This is a genomic window from Paraburkholderia acidisoli (assembly GCF_009789675.1).
In the GTDB taxonomy this organism is placed as follows: Bacteria; Pseudomonadota; Gammaproteobacteria; order Burkholderiales; family Burkholderiaceae; genus Paraburkholderia; species Paraburkholderia acidisoli.
Genome location: NZ_CP046914.1, coordinates 1,720,721 through 1,741,171, shown reverse-complemented (window position 1 = coordinate 1,741,171; position 20,451 = coordinate 1,720,721). Strand labels below are relative to the sequence as shown.

Below are 20,451 nucleotides of genomic sequence, written 5' to 3'. Positions count from 1 at the left end.
TCGCAGTTTCGGACATATCTTGTAGCAATCCCGCCTTGACCGGTCCTACGCTTGATTCGGGGACAGCGCGTGTGCGTCGTCTCAAATCCATAGATTAGGATAACCATGCAATTTTCAGGGATGAAAAGTCGGTACAACAAGTCACTTGCCGTTGCCTGCGTGGCAGCAGCCGGTGCAATCATGAGCAACGGCGTATCTGCCTATCCAGTGGGCTGGCCCTCGACAGCGACCATTCCGTATAACCTCGGTGGCTCGACCAGCGGAAAGTACACGGATCGCAACGGGAAGACGTTCGACGGAACGGGCTGGACCGTGGTCGATATCGATGGCGCTTTCCGCACCGACAACCCGGTATTCAAGACTACCGCGGGCAAATCGAAGGTCATAGCGGAAGCCTGTTTCGGGCAGAAAACCGGCACGACGTGGGGCAGCCTGTGTAAATCCCAGGCGTGGACAAGTCGCCCTTTGCCAGGCGATCCGTCAGCGGGCTACTGGTCCGCGTACACCAGCGGCATATCGCGCCCTTCGGACTCGCCCGACAACATCTGCCGGGATAGCAACAATCCCGATACACCGCAGTATTGCCACCATTACCACGGCACCGCGACGGCGGGCGTCATGGTGGGGCAACAGACCGGGCGTTTGGAAACCGATGGCACTCAATTGTTTTACACGGGCGTGGCACCTGGTGCCCAGGTATTCACACTCAAGGTCGGTGGCGGCACCGGCACCATCGCCAACGCCGGATGGCCTATCAATTCGGTGGTGGATGCGCTCAACTATGTATATTCAATGGCGACCGGGATGGACGGTTGGCCCCTATACATCGCAGCCGTCAACATTTCCGCAAACGGCAGTTCCATTGCGGGCGAGTTGCCATGCGGGACCGGCAGCGAAGGGGCGCGGATTGACGAGATCGCCGGGAAGCTGAAGGCCATGCACATCGCTGTCGTCATGGTTGCAGGCAATGACGCCATGAACGGGGGAACCGGGACATGGACATGCGGGAAAAACGTGATCGTTGTAGGCGCAACCTGCATCACCAATCCCACTGTGCCGACCGACTACACCAATATTTCGCAGAAAGTCGCCCTGTTCGCGCCAGTTGGCACGGCTAACCGGACGACCGGAGATTTTGTCCTGGCACCTTGGGCTGGGGCGGGATCGTTTTATGTAAGGGGAACGTCCTTCGCAGCTCCGCAGGTCGCGGCTGCTTTTGCAGTCCTCCGCCAGAAGTTCGGCCCCGACCCTAGCGTCGATGCTTTGGCCCAGCTCATGAAGGCGACGGGCAAGCCACTGACCGGCCAGCGCGCGGGACTGGCCGCACCGGGGGCATCCGTGCTGAACATCAAGGCTGCGCTCGATGGCCCGACACCAGCTGCCGATCCTGCGTGGGCAAACCGGCAATAACGTTCAGGGGTACAACGCCCGCCAGCTCCGCGTTGCATGGGCGACGCGGCATATCGCTAAACCAGCTCACGCACCTGCAACCCGCCTTTTGTACCTGCACTGACTGTCAGGTGCCCCTCCTTTGCGAGTTCCAGCCGTCGCGTCGCGGCACTGTACATCAGCGTGAAAATCCCAAGGTTTGACCCATTGGCGTGCAGCTCGCGCAGAGCTTCCTGGTAGAGCGGTTCTTTCCAGAAGTAGAAATCGTACCGAGCGTCGGTGGGACGGAAAACGCTGGCGAGTTCAAAAGCCAGCTCGTCGGTCGAATGACCGGGATACAGCTCTGTCTGCATGGCACGCTCCTTGAGTGATTGGTAGCGACACGATAGCAGCGCCAGTATCCCGAAATCAGGTGATGACGGTCGCCCCCGCCAGCTCCGCGTCGTCCAGACGGCGCGAGGTGTTCAAGTTTGCGGCTGGACAGAAGGCGAATACTTTAAGATTTTTCGTATAGTTTAATTTTCGGCGTCGCTTAAAAATATAGGAATTATTAATATATTTAGAGATCCTATATGAATCAACTATCCAAAAAAATCGCGACGGCGTGTATGGCAACGACGTCGGCTTTTTGCGCGACCGCACAAGCACTGGAACTGGATATGTGTGACCCGGGCTTATATCTTAATAACTACGTGGATACTGCTTGCGGCAACAGTGCCAGTGCGAGCGGTTTGTCCGCTGCCTTTGGGAACGGCGCAAACGCTACGCAAGGTTCAGTTGCTCTCGGTCCGGCTTCTAAGGCTTTCCAAACTAGTCTGGCCGCAGGCAACTATTCAACTGCTTCGTCGGCGTTCTCTGTCGCGCTAGGTGGATATTCTCTGGCATCTGGCATGCAAAGCACGGCAATAGGTGCACTTGCGTCAGCAACCGCCTCTAATTCCGTCGCTGTTGGTGGTTCTGCGTCGGCTAGAGGATCCTCATCCATTGCAATCGGCTTCAATGCAATTAGCAGCGGAATGAATTCTGTTGCCATCGGCACCGGCAGCGACGACGGAGGCCTTGCGTCTGTTGTATCGGTGGGCTCATCAGCGAACAAGTTGTCGCGTCGCATTACCAACGTCGCTGCTGGCGTCAATGACACCGATGCCGTAAATTTTGGCCAGATGATGGCGGCCGTGGCCAGTCCCTATACGGGTTATCTGGTCAACGCAACGCAGTATCAACCCGTCGCTGCGGCGCAGATCGTTGGCGCGGCTTCGTCTGATCCGATGTTCTCCGCGCAAGGAGACGCGATGACGGAAGCCTCAAGCGCGAGTGGCACGCATGCAGTGGCCGCAGGGGCGAGTGCATTGGCCTCTGGAAAGCAGTCCACCGCGCTAGGCGCAGAATCCAATGCGTCATCGGCGAACGCCGTGGCGTTAGGTGCTGGCTCTGTGGCAGACCGCGATAGCACCGTTTCGGTCGGTGCGGCAGGCAGCGAGCGTCAAATCACCAACGTGGCACCCGGCACTCAGGGCACCGATGCGGTGAACGTCAATCAGCTCAATGGCGCGGTGGCGAACAGCCTCCATCAGTCGGAGCGATATACGGATCGTGGTGTCGCAGCGGCGCTTGCCATTCCGTCTATTCCCGTGCTGAATCAGGGCGAGAAATGGGTCGGCGCTTCGATGGGGGGCTATGGTAGCGCGCAGGCATTGGGTGTCGCAGCGGCTTATCAGCCTACGACCAACCTCAATGTGGGAGCGGGGATCTCAACGGCGGTGAATAGTGGCGGATCAGTAGCATATCGCGTACAGGCTGGGTATCGCTGGTAGGTCTAGCCTTCTAAAGTGTGGTCGCCCCCGCCAGCTCCGCGTCGTCCAGACGGCGCGACCAGTAAGTGAGCGAGCGCACCAGCACGTTCGATGCAAACTGGTGGTTGCGTGCGCCACCGAGGCACAATTCAGCGGGCTTTACCGCCTGAGCACCGGCGACAGCAAGTGACTTGTTGCCGTTGGCTGAAGCGCTGGCCGACGCGCCCGCTCCGCTCCACGCGATGCCCGCCTTGAAGCGCTGACCGTCCGACACGATCAAACCCAGCGGTGTGCTGCCGCTACTGCCCGAGTATGCCGCGAGCGCGCCACTGCCGTTGATCTTGTAGATGCCGATGCCGTTGTTCGCATTGTCGTCCAGGCTGAATGCGAACATGCCCCCGTCCGCCACCGAGAAGAATGTACCGCCGAACACGAGCGTGCCGTTCTGCGGATCGAGCCACGACAAGTCACTTGTCGTCATGAAGTCGGCAGTGCGCGTACCTGCGGCGCCCGTTGTCTCGAAGTAGCTGGATGGGAAACTACCCGTTTCCAGTTGCGGATCGCAGAAGCCAGTCGATTCCACCCCGTTGTCGGCGTCGGGATAAAGGAGCAGCGCACACGTGGTGCTCAGGGCCGAGTTAAAGCTGAACGTCAGGCGGTAGCCGCCAGCGAATGAAGGGGTAATGGTGGCGGGTCCCTTAACGCCCGTGGTGTTCGATATGCTCGGGACAGAACCGGACCATGCAAGAAAGACTTCCGCGATCTTGGTCTGCACGGAGCCATCGTAGACACGCACGACCGAGCGTTCCGCGCTTCCCTTCTGCATCCATGTCGAAACGGCGTAGGTATTGTTCGCGCCGATCGCAATGATGGGCGTGTGTACAAAAGCGGTGGTTCCAGCCAGTTTGGCTGCGAGCACGGACGCAGTGATCGACGTATCGGGAGCTTCGAGGGCATTCAATGTCACGAGCGTACTGATGCTGCGCCACCCCGCGCCGCCCACGGCGGCCGAGTTCGGTATGAGATTGGCCATGGCGCTTTCCAGTCGCAACCCCAGCGCTGCGCCAGTGGCAGGATCGTGATCGAAGCGTGCGACATTCAGTGCCGCCGTCCGCATCACGCGCTGGGCGTCGAACCATGTCGCCGTCGATGCACGGCTGAAGGTCCAACCGGCAGGTACGACGGGATTGGCGATGAAGTCGAGTACGAGCGACGGGCCGCCGCCCGCGTTTTGCCAGAGAGGCCGCGACTGGACCCGGTACATGGTCAGTCCGCGATATAGACATCGCCTGTGGTGGCCGTCATGAGCCGCCGCACGCGCAAGGGGTGCCAGCTTGCATCGGGACCGAGCGGATAGCTCTGCACGTCCTGCGGTGCGCCATCCGGCCCGGTGAGTTCCGCCACTACCGTGCATGCCTTCGGGAGGTAGATCCAGCGTGAGTAGAACGGCTGGTCCTGTGTGTCGTCCGGCACCGCCTTGACCATGCGGATGAGACTTGCGTTTGGGTCGTGGTCAGTCGCGGGGTAGCGCTCGCGGGGCAGGTTCATGGCTGGTCATCCAGCCGGTGCAGTGGCAAGGCCACGCCCTGCTGGCGGGGCTGCGGAGCGAGTACGACGCCGCCATGCCCGCCCGTGTCGCTTACCATGTTGTCGTTGCCCTCGATGGTGACGAGCGTACAGCCGCCTGCAGATATGCCCCATAAAAGAAGAAGGATACGCATGGCTACCTCCGGCAGTATGGGCGTCACATACCACCGGGTCCCGGCCAAGTCAATCGTTTACGGTCCGTTAATTACCTTCCGCATTTCGCGTATAAGATTCTTGATCGTGCTATCTCTGGACAAACGATGGCGTTCAAGCCCGGCGATCAAATTCTCAAGAATCACGCGGTGCTGCACTTGCTCTGCAATCCCTCGAATGTCTTTATTCGTAGCATGTTGCAAGTCATAGCCGAACTTGTTTATATATGCTGCCAGTATTAGATGAAGTGCGACTAGCCTATCCCATCTGTAGCGATTCTCGCTCTTTTGTAAGCCATCGAAGAAATCAAGAATCGGCAGCGTCGAGACTGCTACGAACTGTTCAGCACGAAACTTGTCGTAGGTAACTACTTTGCCCTCCAACCAGCACGGCTTTGTGCAGACCCGAAGATCGTCTGAAAAAAAATGATCGCTTGATTTTGACGAATCGTATTGCAGGCCGTCGAACAAATTTACGTCGGTCATTACCCAACGCATTACCGTAAGGTACTTCAGGAAAGCGTAGTCAGTCTTTTGCGCGATATCCGTATCAAGCAAGATCGCTTCTGAATCTGCTTCGTGCAAGAGCGTGTACAGGCTAAGAAATCGATACACCGTACTCGTAAAATAGTATCCATCTCCGCCAACGGACGGCGTTTTTGACATCCACCCGTTTTTCCAATTCGAATACAGATTTCGTTGTCGGCCCGTCATCTGGACTGCTTCTCGAAGGATACGGCCTTTGTATCGAGCGATCAGTTCCCTGCTTGCCTTCTTTTGCTCATACTCGTAGTCCAACGCCGCTTTGTGTCGATTCTCTCGACGCTTAAAAAAATAATTTACCGTTGCTGTAACAAGCACAGAGACGGTCGCTGCGCCCAACAAATTCGTTGGAGATAGTAACAAATCTAAAAGCTCTTTTCGCATTCACTTCGCCCCGAATTGTGTTTGTGGTCCGAATCTTAGCGCGTTCCTGGAGCGCTGACACTTGACAACGCAGGCAGGCAATGCGAGAAGCCGCGCATGGACGCCACCTCGCAGTACGCGAATGATCAGCCTGCACCGCAGAGTTCGATCCTTGATCCGGTCGCCAGTCTGGTTCGTGACCGGTATCGCCGCGCACGTCACTGGCGAGCCGTTCAGCGCATTGGCTCCTCTCCGTTGAGCAGGCACTGCAGAACTCCTACCGCCAGTACCACTCGATTCTTGATCCCTGCGATGCGGAGCTGGTGCAGGCGTCCGGCATCGATCTGGACGTGTCGATTACCAAGCACAAGACCGATGTGCTGGTGACCTGGATGCGCGACCTGCTGCTTGACAGTGCAGATGCGCCGTTCATCATCAGTCCGACACCGATTCCCTAGCTGTCGCCAATGGGCAAGGCGCAGGTGGTGCAGCAGGTGAAAAAGCAGATGCTGTCGCAGGGTGCCATGCTCAATCCGCCTGGCCCCGATGGTGTCATTGACATGGTGCGCCAGCTCAAGGCCCAGCAGCTCGCCGCCGAACAGGACGTGGCGCAGCAGGCCGCGAAGGGCATGCAGAAGGTCATCGAGGATCAGCTCATCGAGGCGTCGTACCGCGACGAGCTGCTGCAGTTCCTGACCAATTTCGCGCTCTATCCCTACGCGGTCATGACCGGCCCGACGCCGGAAATACGCCCGACCTTCAAATGGTCTGGCATGAAGCCAAAGCAGGACTACGAGGCGATGCTGACGGTCCGTAATATCAGCCCGTTCGACTACTTCTGGTCTCCCGATTCGCCTGCTGCCGGAAAAGGCACGTTCGACCTGATCCGCGACCGCATGACGAAGTACCGGCTCATGATGAGCGCCACCCTCCCCGGCTACATCACGAAGAACGTCATGGCCGCGCTGGAGCATTTCGCGTTGCCGGAAACCAACCGGGACTGGCTTAACCCCGACCCCGACAAGCCGATGATCGGCAGCATCATGTGGGGACTGGACGAGTCGATCGATGTCATCCGTCACTTCGGGCTACTGTCGGGCCGCGAGCTGGCGCAGTACGGGATATCGGTCGATGATCGACTTCACCTGGTCATTCAGGCGGCTCCAGAGTCCTTTAGGGGTGCCTTCCGCCGCGTTCGCCGCCGTCACCGTATCGCCATCGTTCGTTTCGGCCAGCATGTCCTTGCGTAACGCTGTACGGCTTCGTGGAATCGTGTGGATGCGGAAGCAAAAACGGCGTGCGTCCTGTAACGGTGTGCAGCTCCCGTAACAGCTTCATCGAGAATGCGGACAGGTGAACAGTATGGCCTTTCTTGTTCTTTGCTCGCTCGGGCGGGATGAACCAGGTCGCTTTCGCAAAATTGATGTGCTCGCGCCAGCGTACCGCACAGATTTCGTTGATCCGCACCATGGTCGCAAGCGTGATCCACAGGGCGAGTTCCTCTTCGCGACGGATTGCGTGGCAAGTCCCCCGCGCGACCCATCGCGGAATTCGAAGGCATGCCGCAGAAGCTGGAAGCGGTTGCGCAGTTCAACAATTTCATCGTCAGCAAGGACACGGTCCGACCAGTCCTGATATCCATCTGGTAGCAGCCGGTCGAGACTGACAGACTCAACCGGGCTGATGTCGAACAGGAATCGCCAGGGGCGACGTTTTCCTGCTCACGAGAAAATCGCGCCTGCATAAATGTGCAGCGAAATCGCCGTCGATATCTTCCCTGCTGAAATGAGCGTGACCACCGCCTGCCGGATATGTTCCGGCTTCACATCACTGACCCGAAGCTGACCTGTCTGAGGCAAAAGGTGCAGTTCGAGCAAACGGCGCACGGCCCGTGCGTGGTCTGCTGTATTCTCCGCCATTGCTTCGGGAAGCCATTCATCGAACATGGCCTGGAGAGTCAGCGTCTGCTCTGCCTGCTGACGCTCATGTTCTGCCTGCTGCTGCTCCCGCCGAACGATCTCGGCCTGCTCCAGCACGAGCTTTTGAGAGACGATTTTTTTCTGACCCGCCGGATCGCCCCCGCGCTCGACGCGCAGCTTCGTTTCATCAAATCGCACCCGTATGGATTCAAGCGAGTCACGCGGCCACGCACCCAACGGCATTTCTCGCGACTTGCCGTCGAACCGGTAGCGATACCGGAAATGCACACTGATCCGCCCTTTCGCACCGGCATGTACCTTGCCCGAAAGGCCCGAGCCGTCACGCACCGTGCGGTCATTGTCAGCGATGGTCAGCTTCAGTAACTGCGACTCGCTGATGGTTTGAGAACGATTTTCCCCCACAATATTCCCCACAAAACGTCTGCGGCGTTTCGATTCTACGGAGAAGCGAAACCCTTGTGTCAGCAACTAACTTGTTGAAACTAAACAGAATCAATGTTTGTGGGCCTTGTGCGCTGCGTCGAATTATTGTCCACAGTTTTTGTTCACAGCCCTGTGAGCAACCTCTGAACATCACCCCCAACTGCCTGACGCCAAACGATAAAGTCCCCTCGCCTACCTCACCGCACGCCGCTTTCGCATTCCTTCGATAGCACCATGCCGAGCCTCTCAATACGATGTCGCGCATCCTGTCGTTCAAACCCTCAGTCTTATGCCTGTTGCTTTCGTCCTCAGAATCCTCCCGCCGATCGTCTTCGTTTGTGGCAGCATCGCGGTGCTGTTCATTCGCGGCGCCGACACGCGCGTCGCCTTTCGGCGGCGTTCGCAGCGCATCCGCTTCGGGCTCGAGATCAGCGCAATTGCCGTGGTGCTAGCTGCGGCGTACGCGATGTTCCACTAATCGGGATAGCGATAAGAGCGGCCGGCGCCGGCCGCTCGAACCTGCAAACCGCTTTGTCCACAGATTTTGGGCATAGCCCTGTGAGCAACCCGGGGACAGCGCAGCTAAGTCCTTGATAAGAAACATCAAGCACGCGCGCGCCACACAAAATGCACCCCTTTTGCGCAGAAAAGTTGTCCACAGTTTCGCTGGATAACTATGGGGATAACCGCCTGGAGATTGCGCCAAGTCCTTGATCGGACGGGGACTTGATCGCTCGGTTCGCGCTTGCAGCAATTTGCGCCGCCCGTGAGCACCGCCGCCCGCCGGTTTCGGCGGTCAATCATGAGAAGAATCGTGGCTTGGCCCGCGCGAGTCTCAACCGTCGCGCGGCATGCGCGGGACGTTCGCGGCGGCGCCAGGCAGCGACTGCGCAAGCGTCTGCGCGGGGCGCGGTTCCGACGGCTGACCGTCGTGCGCGGCACGCGGCGCGGTCGGCAACGCGGCGCGCTCGTGGCGCGGGACATTGCCCTCGTCGGTCCAGAGCGGGTCGGGAATCTCGCTGAACACCTGACGCAACCGTTCGCCCCAAGTCGAATGAATCATCTCGAAGTACGCGTTGGTTTCGTCGAGCGACGCATAGCGCGTCACGCGCAACGAATCCGCTTCGTATACGAGCAGATCGAGCGGTAGTCCCACCGAAAGATTCGAACGCAGTGTGGAATCCATCGAGATCAGTGCGCATTTCGCGGCCTCGTCGAGCGGCGTGCGCGGCGTCAGCACGCGGTCGATGATCGGCTTGCCGTATTTCGATTCGCCGATCTGGAAGTACGGGTTGACGCTCGACGTCTCGATGAAATTGCCTGCCGCGTAAATCTGGAACAGCCGCATCGGCAGCGCGCCGATCTGGCCGCCGAGAATGAAGCTGCAGTTGAAGTCGACGTTGAAACGCTTGAGCGCCTCCGCGTCGCGCCGATGCACTTCGCGCACCGCCTCGCCCACCACGCGCGCGGCTTCGACCATCGTCGGCGCGTTCCAGAGCGTGGTGCGGGCCGCGTCGTGGGGCTCGGTGAGCACTTGCAGCGTCGCTTGCGTGATCGCCAGATTGCCCGCGACCAGCAGCACGATCACGCGCTCGCCCGGCTCCTCGAACACGGCCATCTTGCGCGAAGTGCTGATGTGATCGACGCCCGCATTCGTGCGCGTATCGGAAAGAAACACGAGCCCTTGCTCGACTGCCATCGCCACACAATACGTCATGCGCTCCCCCTGCCCCTTCGGGCACCTTCGTGCCGCAGCGCGTTTCGCATGAGAAACACCGCGCGCGGTCTTCGTGATAACGAGAAAACTATTGTTGCGACTGCTGCGCGCTGACGCGCACGCTCACGTCGAGCGATTCGCTCACGCCACCCACGCGGCGACCGCGCACGGGCGCGGCGGCTTCGTAGTCGCGCCCCACGGCGAGCCGGCAATATTTTTCGCTGGCGAAACAGGCGTGCGTGACGTCGACAGTGACCCAGCCGTTGTCGAGCCACACGTCGACCCACGCGTGGCTTGCCATTTCCGGCGCCTCGCCGGGATCGAGGTAGCCGCTCACGTAGCGCGCCGGCACGCCCCGCGCGCGGCACACCGCCAGCATCACGTGCGCGTGGTCCTGGCATACGCCGCGGCCAAGCGCGAACGCCTCGGCGGCGCTCGAGGTGACGTCCGTCGCGCCCGCTTCATAGCGCACGCGCTCCGCCACGCGTGCCGCTGCATCGAGCACCGAAGCCGCGTCGTCGAGCGGCGCGAGGCCGTGCGCGAACTCGGCGAGCGCCGCGTCGGCCTCGGTCAGGCGCGTGGGCGACGTGAAATGCTGCATCGGCACCGGACCCTCGCCTTCGGGCAAACGGCCGTCGGGCAGCGGCACGGTTTCCACTTCGCCGCGCACGCGCAAGCGGACCTCCGTGTGCGGACGCGTGAGCACCAGCGTCATCAGCGTATTGCCGTAGGCGTCGCGGGTCGCGTCGAGTTTGCCCGGCGCATCCACATGCCATTGCGTGACGATCTGCGCGGGCGTCGTGAGCGGCGAAAGCCGTAACTGCTGGATCGAATAATGCACCGGCGCTTCGTAGCGGTACACGGTGTCGTGCCGGATCGCGAGTTGCATGACCACTAACCTCCATCAAGACGAAAACGATATCGATGCCGCGCGGTGCGCGTCAGCCCACCGGCAGCATCAGATACGTGCGCGCCACCTGATTGCCCAGCTCGTACACGCGCGCGAGGAATTGCGTGAGGAACGTGTGCACACCCATCGAGAAAATCTGCCGCAGGTCCGCGTAGAGCAACTCCGAGCGCAGCTTCCCCGCCGTGCGTTCGACTTCGCGCGACGAGTCGGTACGCAGCATCGCGAGGTTCGCGCACACGCCGTCGAGCGAGGCCAGCAGCGAACGCGGCATCTGCTGGTTGAGGATCAGCAGTTCCACCACGCGCGCGGGCGTGACCACGTCGCGGTAAACCTTGCGATAGATTTCGAGCGCCGATACCGAACTCAGAATCGAGGTCCAGTAATAAAAATCTTCGAGCTGGCGCGCGGCGGAACGCGAGTCGGTCTGATCGACTTCCGCGAAACGCACGTCGAGAATGCGCGCGGTGTTGTCGGCGCGTTCGAGGAACGTACCCAGTTGCGTGAAGAACAGCGCGTCGTCCTGCAAGGCCGTGCCAAGCCGCACGCCGCGCGAGAGATGCGAGCGGAACTTGACCCACTCGAACAAGGTGTCCGGGTGCGTTTCCAGTTCGCCGCTGCGCAGGCGTTCCGTGAATTGCAGCCACGTGTCGTTGATGGTTTCCCACCACTCCGTCGTGAGCGTGCCGCGCACCGCGCGCGCGTTTTCGCGCGTGGCGTGCAGACACGAATAGATGCTCGAGGGGTTGGTCGGATCCGCCACGAGAAAGTTGATGACGTTGCTGTTGGTCGTTTCCTCGAAGCGCTCGTCGAAAGCCGGTTCGAGTTCCGAAATGCGCAACATCGCGCGATGCGCGCGCGATTCGGCATCGACACTTCCCGGCAGCAGCAGCGCTTTCAGGTTGATGTCGAGCATACGCGCGGTATTCTCCGCGCGCTCCATGTAGCGGGCCATCCAGAACAAATGATCGGCGGTGCGACTCAGCATGATCGATCCTTTTCTTTGCTTATCTGGCGCGAGCCGTTAGAAAACGCGAGCTGGGAACCTGCCTGGCGTGAATGCCCGAAGCTCATTCGAGCACCCAGGTGTCCTTGGTGCCGCCGCCTTGCGACGAATTGACGACGAGCGAGCCTTCCTTCAGCGCGACGCGCGTGAGGCCGCCCGCCGCCATCTGGACCGTCTTGCCCGAGAGCACAAATGGGCGCAGGTCGATATGGCGCGGCGCAATGCCCGCTTCGACAAAGGTCGGGCACGCCGACAGCGAGAGCGTGGGTTGCGCGATGTAGTTCGCGGGCCGTGCCAGCAGCCGCGCGCGAAACGCCTCGATCTCCTCGCGGGTGGACGCGGGCCCGACGAGCATGCCGTAGCCGCCCGCGCCATGCACTTCCTTGACGACGAGATCGGGTAGATTCTCGAGCGTCCACGCAAGGTCTTCGGGACGGCGGCACTGCCACGTGGGCACGTTCTTCAGAATGGGCTTTTCGCCGAGATAAAACTCGATCATGTCGGGCACGTACGGATAGATCGATTTATCGTCGGCCACGCCGGTGCCCATGGCATTCGCGAGCACCACGCGCCCCGCGCGATACGCCGTGAGCAGGCCCGGCACACCGAGCGCGGAGTCGACGCGAAACGCGAGCGGGTCGAGAAAGTCGTCGTCCACGCGGCGATAAATCACGTCCACGCGGCGCGGGCCCTGGGTCGTGCGCATGAACACGTAGTTGTCGTCGACGAACAGGTCCTTGCCTTCCACGAGTTCGACGCCCATTTGCTGCGCGAGAAACGTGTGCTCGAAATACGCCGAGTTGTACATGCCCGGCGTGAGCAGCACGACCACGGGTTCGTCGACGCCTTCGGGCGCCGAAGCCCGCAGCGTTTCGAGCAGCAGGTCGGGATAGTGGGCGACGGGCGCCACCTTGTGCTGCACGAATAGCTCGGGAAAGAGCCGCATCATCATCTTGCGGTTTTCGAGCATGTACGAGACGCCGGACGGCACGCGCAGATTGTCTTCGAGCACGTAAAACGCGCCGTCACGACCGTCGCGCACGATGTCGATACCGGCGATATGCGCGTACACGCCCAGCGGCAAATCGATGCCCTGCATCTCGGGCCGGTACTGCGCGTTCGTGTAGACCTGCTCGGGCGGAATCACGCCGGCGCGCACGATGTTGCGGTCGTGATAGACGTCGTGCAGGAAAAGATTCAGCGCTTGCACGCGCTGGCGCAGGCCGCGTTCGAGCAGATCCCACTCGTGGGCGGGAATGATGCGGGGAATCAGGTCGAACGGGATGAGCCGTTCGGTGCCGGAGAGATCGCCGTTGACCGCGAACGTGATACCCACGCGGCGAAACAGCAGATCCGCCTCCGCGCGCTTGCGGGCCATCGTTTCGGCGGTTTGCCGATCGAGCCAGTTCTGGAAACGGTCGTAATGCGGGCGCACCGCGCCCTCGTCGCGCATCTCGTCATGGACTTGCATCGTTCGTTCTCGCGCGTGAATACAGCGGCGCCCGACGATTCGTCACAAGATTGCGACGTCACGCCTGCGCGCTGCGACGCTTGGAAAAAGCAATTGATATGCCATCGCGTCGGCGCGACAGCATGCGCTTCGTTGGTGCAATTCGTGTGACATCGTACGCTCTGAAAAGGCACCCGTCATGCCGATGTCATTCGCATGCTTCAATGCGGTGCACGAAAACGCCGGCCGCCAATGACAAATGGCATCGAGACGAATTTCGTCTTGATGCCATTCGCATGAGGAAGAAGAAAAGATCAGCGCGTGGGCGCGGTACTTTCGCGATTGCCCGCCGTGGCCAGGCCAGTGCGCTGCTGCACGCCCCACTTGCGGCGGCCGAGCAGGAAATGCAGCCAGCCGAGCGCCGCGCCGCTGTGGCGCATCAACTGGAACGAGAACGGTTCGAAGATCGCGGCGAGCAAAGCCATGCCGAAGCTCGAACTCGTGCGGTCGCCGCTCCAGCGCCGGTACAGATGCACGGAGAACAGGTGAAACGCGAGGTCGATGGCGATCTTGCCCACGATCACGGCCAGCACCGGCAGCACGATGGTGAAGCGGCCGTCGAACAGAAACCCCACCAGCAGCGCGAATGCGGTGAGCCCGTAAATGGGCTGCACCGTGTCGAAGGCCTTCACGGGCAGCATCATCAAGCCGAGCTTGCCGTAACGGCGATTCCCCGTCATGTCGCGATACCAATACTGCGTTTGCAGAAAGCCCGCGAACCAGCGGCGGCGCTGCCGCAGGAAGCTCGTGAGCGTGCCGGGCGCGTCGGTATGCGCGCGCGCGGTGCCGAGCACGCGCACGTCCCAGCCCAGATTCTCGTGCGCCGAATAGCGCCGCAAGCGATGAATCAGTTCGTAATCCTCTACGAGGCAATGCGGATCGAAGCCGCCCACTTTCATGACCGCCTCGCGACGGAATCCCGCGAATGCGCCCGAGACGAGCAGCAAACTGTCTGCACGCATCCACGCGAAACGCGAGATGAAATTGCGGATGTACTCGTAGGTTTGAAACCACTGGAAGAAGCGCCCGCTCAGCGACTTGCCGCACACCGGCGTGAGCAGCCCCGCGGCCGCGACGAGTTCCGGCTCGCTGCCGAACGCTTCGGTCATGGCGGCACAGGCGTCGGGTTCGAGCAGCGTGTCGGCGTCGACGGTCATGACCGTGTCGGTGGCAATTGCCAGCAGCGCCGCGTTGAGCGCACGCGCCTTGCCGCCGTGCGCGAGCTTCAGCCAGCGCAGCGTGGGATATCGCGGCGACGCCGCGCTCAACTGTCCTTCGCCCGGATCCACGAGGCCGTAATGCTGAGTGAGCAGCGCGGCGGTGCCGTCGGTCGAACCGTCGTCGGCGATCACGATCTGCTGCGGCGCGCGGGTCTGCGCGAACAACGCGTCGAGCGTGATCGGCAGCACGGCGGCCTCGTTATGCGCCGCGACGATCACGCCGAGCGTCGGCAGCGGGGTATCGGCCGCCACATTGACCGCTGCGCGCCGCGGCGCCAGCAGCACGCGCGCCTGCCACGCCACGAACACCAGCAGCACCGTGTCGTAGATCACGTAGGCAATGCCGGTCGACCACGCGACCACGCCCTGCAGAAAGAACGCACGCGCGAACAGCACGAACCACAGCACCATGACACCGAGATGAATCACGATGCTCGCGATGGGCGTGCGAGGCGGTACGAGGCGCGGCGACGTGCGCAGCAAGGCCTCTTCAAGCGTGTTTTTCAAAGCGTTCCTTTTCGATTGCTCACGGCATCATCCGGCGCAACACCGAATGACGATCGATCCATTGATGCTTGAGCGCCCCCGCGATATGCAACGCGAGCACGCCGTAAAGCGCATAGCTGCACGCCGTATGCAGCGCGCCGAACTGTTCGTGCAGACGGTTCTTGGTGACCGCGTCGAGATCCATGATGAAGCCGATGCGCGGCCACGGCACGACGCCGTAGAGATACATGGGATGCGAGGCGGCCGCGACCCACGCGGAGTCGTGCAGCCAGCCTGTAAGCGGCATGGCGAAGATCAGCACGTAGAGCGCGACATGCGCCGCGTGCGCGGCGGCGCGCTCCCACATCGGGAATTCGGCCGGCAGCGGCGGCGGACGATGCGAGACGCGCCACAGCACGCGCAGGATCGCCAGCCCGAGCACGGTGATGCCGATGGATTTGTGCGTGTCGATCACGAGCCGAATGGCGGTGTCGGAGAGCGCGCCGTCCGGCAATAGCGCGCCCATCAGGCCGAGCGCGACGTTCGTGAGAATCAGCAGCGCAATGAGCCAGTGCAGCAATACCGCGACGCGCGTGTATTTCTGCGAGGCGAGATCGGCATTCGCGAAAGCGGATTCAGCGGGCAAAGGAGTTTTCACGTGATCGGGCGGTAACGTTTCAGTAAGGGATAACGGAAGGCGTGGCGATTTTATTCCCTCTCCGTTGCAATTCCGATAAGCGCATTGCGCATGCCGCCATCGGGCCGCCACGACACGGCTCATTATGCGCCGCGCGCCACGGCGCTGCAGAAGGCGCAATCGTAATCGACGAGTAAAACGTTTGAAAAAAATAGCGCCGACAAACCGCGATTTACGCCAACGCGCTTTATACAGACGTAAGCGCGCCCGGGCACAATTCGCCGAACAACGACACCCAAAAAACACTGAGCGAGGCGCCGGATTTCCAGTCGAAAAAAAAGGAACATCCGCGGCTAATCCGGCGATACGAGCATCGACCATCGGCAAAACAAAAGGCCGGATCGCATTCGATCCGGCCTTCTCTCTCGCGCTACGCATTCAATGCGCGGCGTGGCGGCAATTTACTTCCCGCTGCCCGCCTTCTTTTCGATCTGCGCACCCACGTCGGCGTCGATCTTCTTCCAGTACTCGAACACGCGCTCGCGCACGGGGCTGCGCACGCCGCCGAGGCTCGCCACCACCTGCTCGACCAGCAACTCGCGCTGCCTGTCGTCGAACACGCGGCGCACGAGTTCACCGGGCTGGCCGAAGTCGTCGTCTTCCGCGTGCAGCGTGTAGGCGCTGCGCACCATCTCGCCGTCCGATTCCCAGCCGTCTTCGGCCTTGCCCGTGGTGTCGGCCCACGGACGTCCGAAGCTGTTGGGCACGTAGGTGGGCGCGTTGCCCGTGTGCTCGTACGCCATGTGGCCGTCGAACATATAGCTCTGCACCGGCACCTTGGGACGGTTCACCGGCAGTTGATGGAAGTTCGTGCCGATGCGCGCGCGCTGCGCGTCGTTGTATGCGAACGCGCGGCCGAGCAGCATGCGGTCCGGCGACAAACCGATGCCCGGCACCGTATTGCCCGGCGAGAACGCGGCCTGCTCGATCTGCGCGAAGAAGTTCTCCGGGTTGCGGTTGAGCGTCATCGTGCCGACCTTGATGAGCGGATAGTCCTTGTGCGACCACGTCTTCGTGAGGTCGAACGGATTGAAGCGATACTGCTTCGCCTCCGCGTACGGCATGACCTGCACGAACAGCGTCCACGCGGGAAATTCGCCTCGCTTGATGGCGTCGAACAGATCGCGGCGATGGAAATCCGCGTCGCGCCCCGCCATCGCCTCCGCTTCGGCGTTGCTGAAGAACGCCATGCCCTGATGCGTGTGGAAGTGGTACTTGACCCAGAACTTCTCGCCCTGCGCGTTCACCCACATATACGTGTGCGAACCGTAACCGTTCATCTCGCGCCAGGTTTTCGGCAGGCCGCGCTCGCCCATCAGATACGTGACCTGGTGCGCCGATTCCGGATTGTTGGTCCAGAAGTCCCACTGCATTTCGCCGTCGCGCAGGCCCGAATCGGGCAGACGCTTCTGGCTGCGGATGAAGTGCGGAAACTTCATCGGATCGCGCACGAAGAACACCGGCGTGTTATTGCCGACGAGATCGTAATTGCCTTCGGTCGTGTAGAACTTCAGCGAGAAACCGCGCACGTCGCGCCACGTATCGGGGCTGCCCATTTCGCCCGCGACCGTCGAAAAGCGCGCGAGCATCTCGGTCGTCGCGCCCGGCTGGAACAGCGCGGCCTTGGTGTAACGCGAAACGTCCTCGGTCGTCTTGAACTCGCCGAACGCCCCCGCGCCCTTCGCGTGCGGCTGGCGCTCCGGCACTTTCTCGCGGTTGAAGTGCGCCATCTGCTCGAGGAAGTGCACGTCGTGCAGCACGATCGGGCCGTCGGGTCCGATCGTCAACGAGTTGCGGTCGCTGACAGCCGGCGCGCCCGCGCCCGTGGTGGATTGGCCGAGAGACTTGTCGCTCGATGCACTCATGTCAATTTTCTCCAGAATGCGCGGCGACGCGCCTCGCTCGCGTCGGCATCAACGTCGCGTGTCGTCGCGACCGTCTCGTGCGCCGGTTCCGCTCGAAAACCGTCGCCGCTCGATTGGGGGACCCGCCCGGACGTCTCGATGCGCCAGGGGGACAGCCATTGTGCCCCCACTTGCGATGCGCTGCGCTTAAGCGGTTCGCGGGGCTTCCGGGCGCCCCGGCCGCATGAGCGAAAACCCGTAATGAATCAAGCGATTACCCAATTGTTGCGACGCACAAATTTCGCTTGACAGGAATATTGGATCGCGTAATATGAACTCGATTGCTGCATCGCACAAAACCCTTCCTGCGCGACCCGGTGATCGAAACGAAAGTTTTCTCATTTTCGCAACGGAAACCCACGCGTAGCGTCTCTCGCACAAGGAACGACATCATGAATCTGCCGACTCCCGAACAGTTCGCCGCCACCCAGAAGGCCGGTTTTGACGCCCTCTTCGGCCTGACGAGCAAGGCTTTCGAAGGCGCGATCAAGCTCGCCGAACTCAACATCCAGACGGCCCGCACGGCGTTCGCGGAAGGCCAGGAAAACGCCCAGCGCGCGTTCTCGGCCAAGGACCCGCAAGGTTTCTTCGCCGCGCAAGCCGGCCTCGCGCAACCCGCCGCCGAACAGGCGCTCGCCTACGGCCGCAGCGTGTACGACATCGTTTCGTCCACGCAAGCCGAGTTCGCCAGCGCCGCGCAAGCGCAGTACGAACAACAGCAACGCACGCTCGAAGCGCTGGTCGACAACGCCGCGAAGAACGCCCCGGCCGGCTCGGAAGCCGCCGTTGCCGCGATCAAGACGGCCATCAACGCCGCCAGCAGCGCCGTAGATTCCGTGAACAAGGCTGCGAAGCAAGCCGTGGAATTCGCTGAAACCAACCTCGACGCCGCCGGTAAGGCCGCCACGAAGGCGGTTGCGCAAGCCTCGGCGCGCGCCGCCAAGCAAGCCGCGGTGTAAGCAGGCGAGCTGCGTCGAACGTAAAAACCGGCGGGCAATGCAAGTTGCCCGCCGGTTTTTTCTTTTGCGGCACGCCCGTGCCAAAGAACGCACCAGACAAAAAAATCGGCGCATTCCGTGCGCCGATTTTTCATTTCCGCCCGTCCCGCGCGCGGTTTAATTCACGAGCCGAACATGCGATTCACGGCGCGTTCGAGGTGACTGCGCATGGCTTGCGACGCCGCTTCGGCGTCGCGTCTCTGGATCGCTTCGAGCACTTCCAGATGCTCCTGCTGCACGAGCCGCTGACGCTCGACCGACTTCACGAGCGAGAGGTTGCGCGACAGGTTCATGCTGAACACCATCTGCTCCTGAATGCCCGAAAGCGCCGTGATGAAGAACTGGTTCTTCGAGGCGCGCGCCACGGCCATGTGGAACGCAAAGTCGTCTTTCGCGCCGATGCCCGAGGTTTCGACAATGGTTTGCAGGTTTTCCCACTCGCGTTGAATCGCGGCGATATCGCCGTCCTCCGCCTTCTGCGCCGCGAGCGACGCGGCGCCCGCCTCGACCACCACGCGATACTCGTAGCAACGCCGAATGTCCGACAACGTTTCGAGCGGCGCGAACCGCCGTACGTCCGGGTCGGGGCGACGCATGACCGTGGTGCCCGAACCGTGGCGCGTGGCGATGATGCCGTCCGCGCGCAGTTGCGCGAGCGCCTCGCGCACCGTCGGGCGCGACGTCGCGAACCGCTCCGCCAGCATGTGCTCCGTCGGCAAACGCTCCCCTTCCTTGTATTCGCCTTCGATGATGCGGTTGAGGATGTCGCTGTAAATCCGCGCCGGCATATTCGGCGCTTTCTGCTCAGACATGGTCGGACGATGCACTTGAGTTGTCAGGGGTATCGTGAATTGTAAGTCATATCGCATGGCACCCGCGCGCCGGGCGTGTGCGCGGGCATGCCTTCAGCGCCACGCGCTCACCGTGATCCGCAGCGCCGCGCGTTGCGTCTCGCCCGGTTTCAGCCAGCGCAAACCCAGTCCCGTATGAATCGCGTCGGGCAAACCGAGCCATGGCTCCACGCAATAAAAGTCGCAATCGGGCGCGAGCGTCCACGTGGTGACGGCGTACCAGGGCGTCGAGCCGGGGCGGCTCAGATCGATCTCGATCGCGCGACCTTGCGATGGCATCTCGATACGCACGGGCGCGTCCGGCGCGCCGTCGAGGCAATGGAAGCGGTCGACGATCTGCGCGTCGTCGAGCCGGTATCGCCTCGCGCCGGGCGTGGCTTCGGTCGTCGCGCCGTCCGGCAACTGCCGCCGCCACGCGTTGCGCGGCAAGGTGATCGTGGTGCGCGCGCGCTCGGCGTGCGGCAGCGCGAAATAGAAATGATGGCCCGCGTAGTACGGCAGCGGGGTGTCGCCGGTATTGGTCGTGATCAGGTCGACGTCGAGCGCGTCACCCTCCCGCAGCCGATACGCCGCCTCGAAGCGAAAGCCGAACGGGTAGCGCTCGCGCGTCGCCGCGCTGTCGGCGAGCGTCACGCGCACGCCGTCGCCTTCCGGCGCGACGTCCGCCGCGAACGGCAGATCGCGCGCGAAACCATGCAGCGGCATCTCGCGCACCGTGCCGCTCGCGTCGCGCCACGCGCCCATTTCACCGTCCACCCAATGCCGCGCGATGAACGGAAACAGCAGCGGATTGCCGCCGCGAATCCCGCCCGGCTGGCTCCAGTCGGGCGCGTCGGGCCAATACAGAACGGGCGCGCCGGCTATCGTCCATGACAGCAGGCGGCCGCCCGCTTGCGGCGCCACGCGCAACCGCGACGCGCCGCGCGCGAGTTCGACGACGTCCTGATCCTGAAACCGCATCGTTT

21 protein-coding genes are annotated in these 20,451 nt (G+C 61.7%); 5 read left to right on the top strand and 16 right to left on the bottom strand.

The genetic code is table 11. The features are described 5' to 3' along the window. Positions 1-105 precede the first annotated feature (105 nt). Positions 106-1,410, top strand: coding sequence for a S8 family serine peptidase (locus FAZ98_RS21835; RefSeq protein WP_158953719.1), 1,305 nt, complete (start codon positions 106-108; stop codon positions 1,408-1,410). Positions 1,411-1,466: 56 nt separating this feature from the next. Here the strand turns inward: FAZ98_RS21835 and FAZ98_RS21830 are convergent, their stop codons facing one another. Next, complete coding sequence (locus tag FAZ98_RS21830) at positions 1,467-1,742, bottom strand: hypothetical protein (RefSeq protein WP_158953717.1); 276 nt, start codon at positions 1,740-1,742, stop codon at positions 1,467-1,469. 219 nt (positions 1,743-1,961) lie between these two features. Between FAZ98_RS21830 and FAZ98_RS21825 the strand changes: the two genes are divergently transcribed. Further along, complete coding sequence (locus tag FAZ98_RS21825; protein WP_158953715.1) at positions 1,962-3,203, top strand: YadA family autotransporter adhesin; 1,242 nt, start codon at positions 1,962-1,964, stop codon at positions 3,201-3,203. A 10-nt stretch (positions 3,204-3,213) separates the two neighbouring features. On the opposite strand, the gene FAZ98_RS21820 is transcribed toward FAZ98_RS21825, so the two are convergent. From FAZ98_RS21820 to FAZ98_RS21805, 4 genes are read right to left on the bottom strand one after another with little or no spacing between them, the layout of a single operon-like run. Beyond that, positions 3,214-4,446 (bottom strand): phage head spike fiber domain-containing protein, encoded by a 1,233-nt coding sequence (locus FAZ98_RS21820; RefSeq protein ID WP_158953713.1) that lies wholly within the window; start codon positions 4,444-4,446, stop codon positions 3,214-3,216. 2 nt (positions 4,447-4,448) lie between these two features. Next, complete coding sequence (locus tag FAZ98_RS21815; RefSeq protein WP_158953711.1) at positions 4,449-4,730, bottom strand: hypothetical protein; 282 nt, start codon at positions 4,728-4,730, stop codon at positions 4,449-4,451. After that, positions 4,727-4,903, bottom strand: a complete 177-nt coding sequence (locus FAZ98_RS21810; RefSeq protein ID WP_158953709.1) for a hypothetical protein — start codon at positions 4,901-4,903, stop codon at positions 4,727-4,729. Before FAZ98_RS21810 ends, FAZ98_RS21815 begins: the two co-directional genes overlap by 4 nt. 57 nt (positions 4,904-4,960) lie before the next feature. Beyond that, positions 4,961-5,848: a hypothetical protein gene (locus FAZ98_RS21805; RefSeq protein ID WP_158953707.1), complete on the bottom strand. Its 888-nt coding sequence runs from the start codon at positions 5,846-5,848 to the stop codon at positions 4,961-4,963. 446 nt (positions 5,849-6,294) lie between these two features. On the opposite strand from FAZ98_RS21805, the gene FAZ98_RS21800 reads away from it, so the two are divergent. Then, positions 6,295-7,077, top strand: a complete 783-nt coding sequence (locus tag FAZ98_RS21800; protein ID WP_158953705.1) for a hypothetical protein — start codon at positions 6,295-6,297, stop codon at positions 7,075-7,077. Here the strand turns inward: FAZ98_RS21800 and FAZ98_RS36190 are convergent. Both FAZ98_RS36190 and FAZ98_RS21790 read right to left on the bottom strand, forming a co-directional pair. After that, the gene (locus tag FAZ98_RS36190; RefSeq protein WP_158953703.1) at positions 7,001-7,297 is read right to left on the bottom strand and encodes a tyrosine-type recombinase/integrase; all 297 of its coding nucleotides are present in this window, start codon (positions 7,295-7,297) and stop codon (positions 7,001-7,003) included. The two genes, FAZ98_RS21800 and FAZ98_RS36190, sit on opposite strands and share 77 nt — an antisense overlap. Positions 7,298-7,548: 251 nt before the next feature. After that, positions 7,549-8,235, bottom strand: a complete 687-nt coding sequence (locus FAZ98_RS21790) for a DUF4102 domain-containing protein (RefSeq protein ID WP_158953701.1) — start codon at positions 8,233-8,235, stop codon at positions 7,549-7,551. 244 nt (positions 8,236-8,479) lie between these two features. Between FAZ98_RS21790 and FAZ98_RS21785 the strand changes: the two genes are divergently transcribed. Next, on the top strand, positions 8,480-8,668 hold the full coding sequence (locus FAZ98_RS21785) for a hypothetical protein (RefSeq protein WP_158953699.1): 189 nt from the start codon (positions 8,480-8,482) through the stop codon (positions 8,666-8,668). A 357-nt stretch (positions 8,669-9,025) separates the two neighbouring features. Here FAZ98_RS21785 and FAZ98_RS21780 read toward each other — a convergent pair whose 3' ends face one another. The 7 genes from FAZ98_RS21780 to FAZ98_RS21750 form a co-directional block, all read right to left on the bottom strand. Beyond that, positions 9,026-9,907, bottom strand: a complete 882-nt coding sequence (locus FAZ98_RS21780) for a proteasome-type protease (RefSeq protein WP_158953698.1) — start codon at positions 9,905-9,907, stop codon at positions 9,026-9,028. Between the two features lie 88 nt (positions 9,908-9,995). Beyond that, positions 9,996-10,796: a transglutaminase family protein gene (locus FAZ98_RS21775; protein ID WP_158953696.1), complete on the bottom strand. Its 801-nt coding sequence runs from the start codon at positions 10,794-10,796 to the stop codon at positions 9,996-9,998. 52 nt (positions 10,797-10,848) lie between these two features. Further along, complete coding sequence (locus FAZ98_RS21770; RefSeq protein WP_158953694.1) at positions 10,849-11,802, bottom strand: alpha-E domain-containing protein; 954 nt, start codon at positions 11,800-11,802, stop codon at positions 10,849-10,851. 82 nt (positions 11,803-11,884) lie between these two features. Beyond that, a complete protein-coding gene (locus FAZ98_RS21765) occupies positions 11,885-13,291 on the bottom strand; it encodes a circularly permuted type 2 ATP-grasp protein (RefSeq protein ID WP_158953692.1) in 1,407 nt (468 codons plus the stop codon). 293 nt (positions 13,292-13,584) lie between these two features. Continuing rightward, positions 13,585-15,057: a glycosyltransferase family 2 protein gene (locus tag FAZ98_RS21760; RefSeq protein ID WP_158953690.1), complete on the bottom strand. Its 1,473-nt coding sequence runs from the start codon at positions 15,055-15,057 to the stop codon at positions 13,585-13,587. A 19-nt stretch (positions 15,058-15,076) separates the two neighbouring features. Then, positions 15,077-15,694, bottom strand: coding sequence for a cytochrome b (locus tag FAZ98_RS21755; protein ID WP_233272763.1), 618 nt, complete (start codon positions 15,692-15,694; stop codon positions 15,077-15,079). 440 nt (positions 15,695-16,134) lie between these two features. Beyond that, positions 16,135-17,598: a catalase gene (locus FAZ98_RS21750; RefSeq protein ID WP_158953686.1), complete on the bottom strand. Its 1,464-nt coding sequence runs from the start codon at positions 17,596-17,598 to the stop codon at positions 16,135-16,137. A 431-nt stretch (positions 17,599-18,029) separates the two neighbouring features. On the opposite strand from FAZ98_RS21750, the gene phaP reads away from it, so the two are divergent. Continuing rightward, positions 18,030-18,596 (top strand): phasin family protein, encoded by a 567-nt coding sequence (gene phaP, locus FAZ98_RS21745; protein ID WP_158953684.1) that lies wholly within the window; start codon positions 18,030-18,032, stop codon positions 18,594-18,596. A gap of 161 nt (positions 18,597-18,757) precedes the next feature. On the opposite strand, the gene FAZ98_RS21740 is transcribed toward phaP, so the two are convergent. Together FAZ98_RS21740 and FAZ98_RS21735 are read right to left on the bottom strand one after the other, a co-directional pair. Next, positions 18,758-19,447, bottom strand: coding sequence for a FadR/GntR family transcriptional regulator (locus tag FAZ98_RS21740; protein WP_158953682.1), 690 nt, complete (start codon positions 19,445-19,447; stop codon positions 18,758-18,760). A gap of 93 nt (positions 19,448-19,540) precedes the next feature. After that, positions 19,541-20,446, bottom strand: a complete 906-nt coding sequence (locus tag FAZ98_RS21735) for an aldose epimerase family protein (RefSeq protein ID WP_158953680.1) — start codon at positions 20,444-20,446, stop codon at positions 19,541-19,543. Positions 20,447-20,451: the final 5 nt, after the last annotated feature.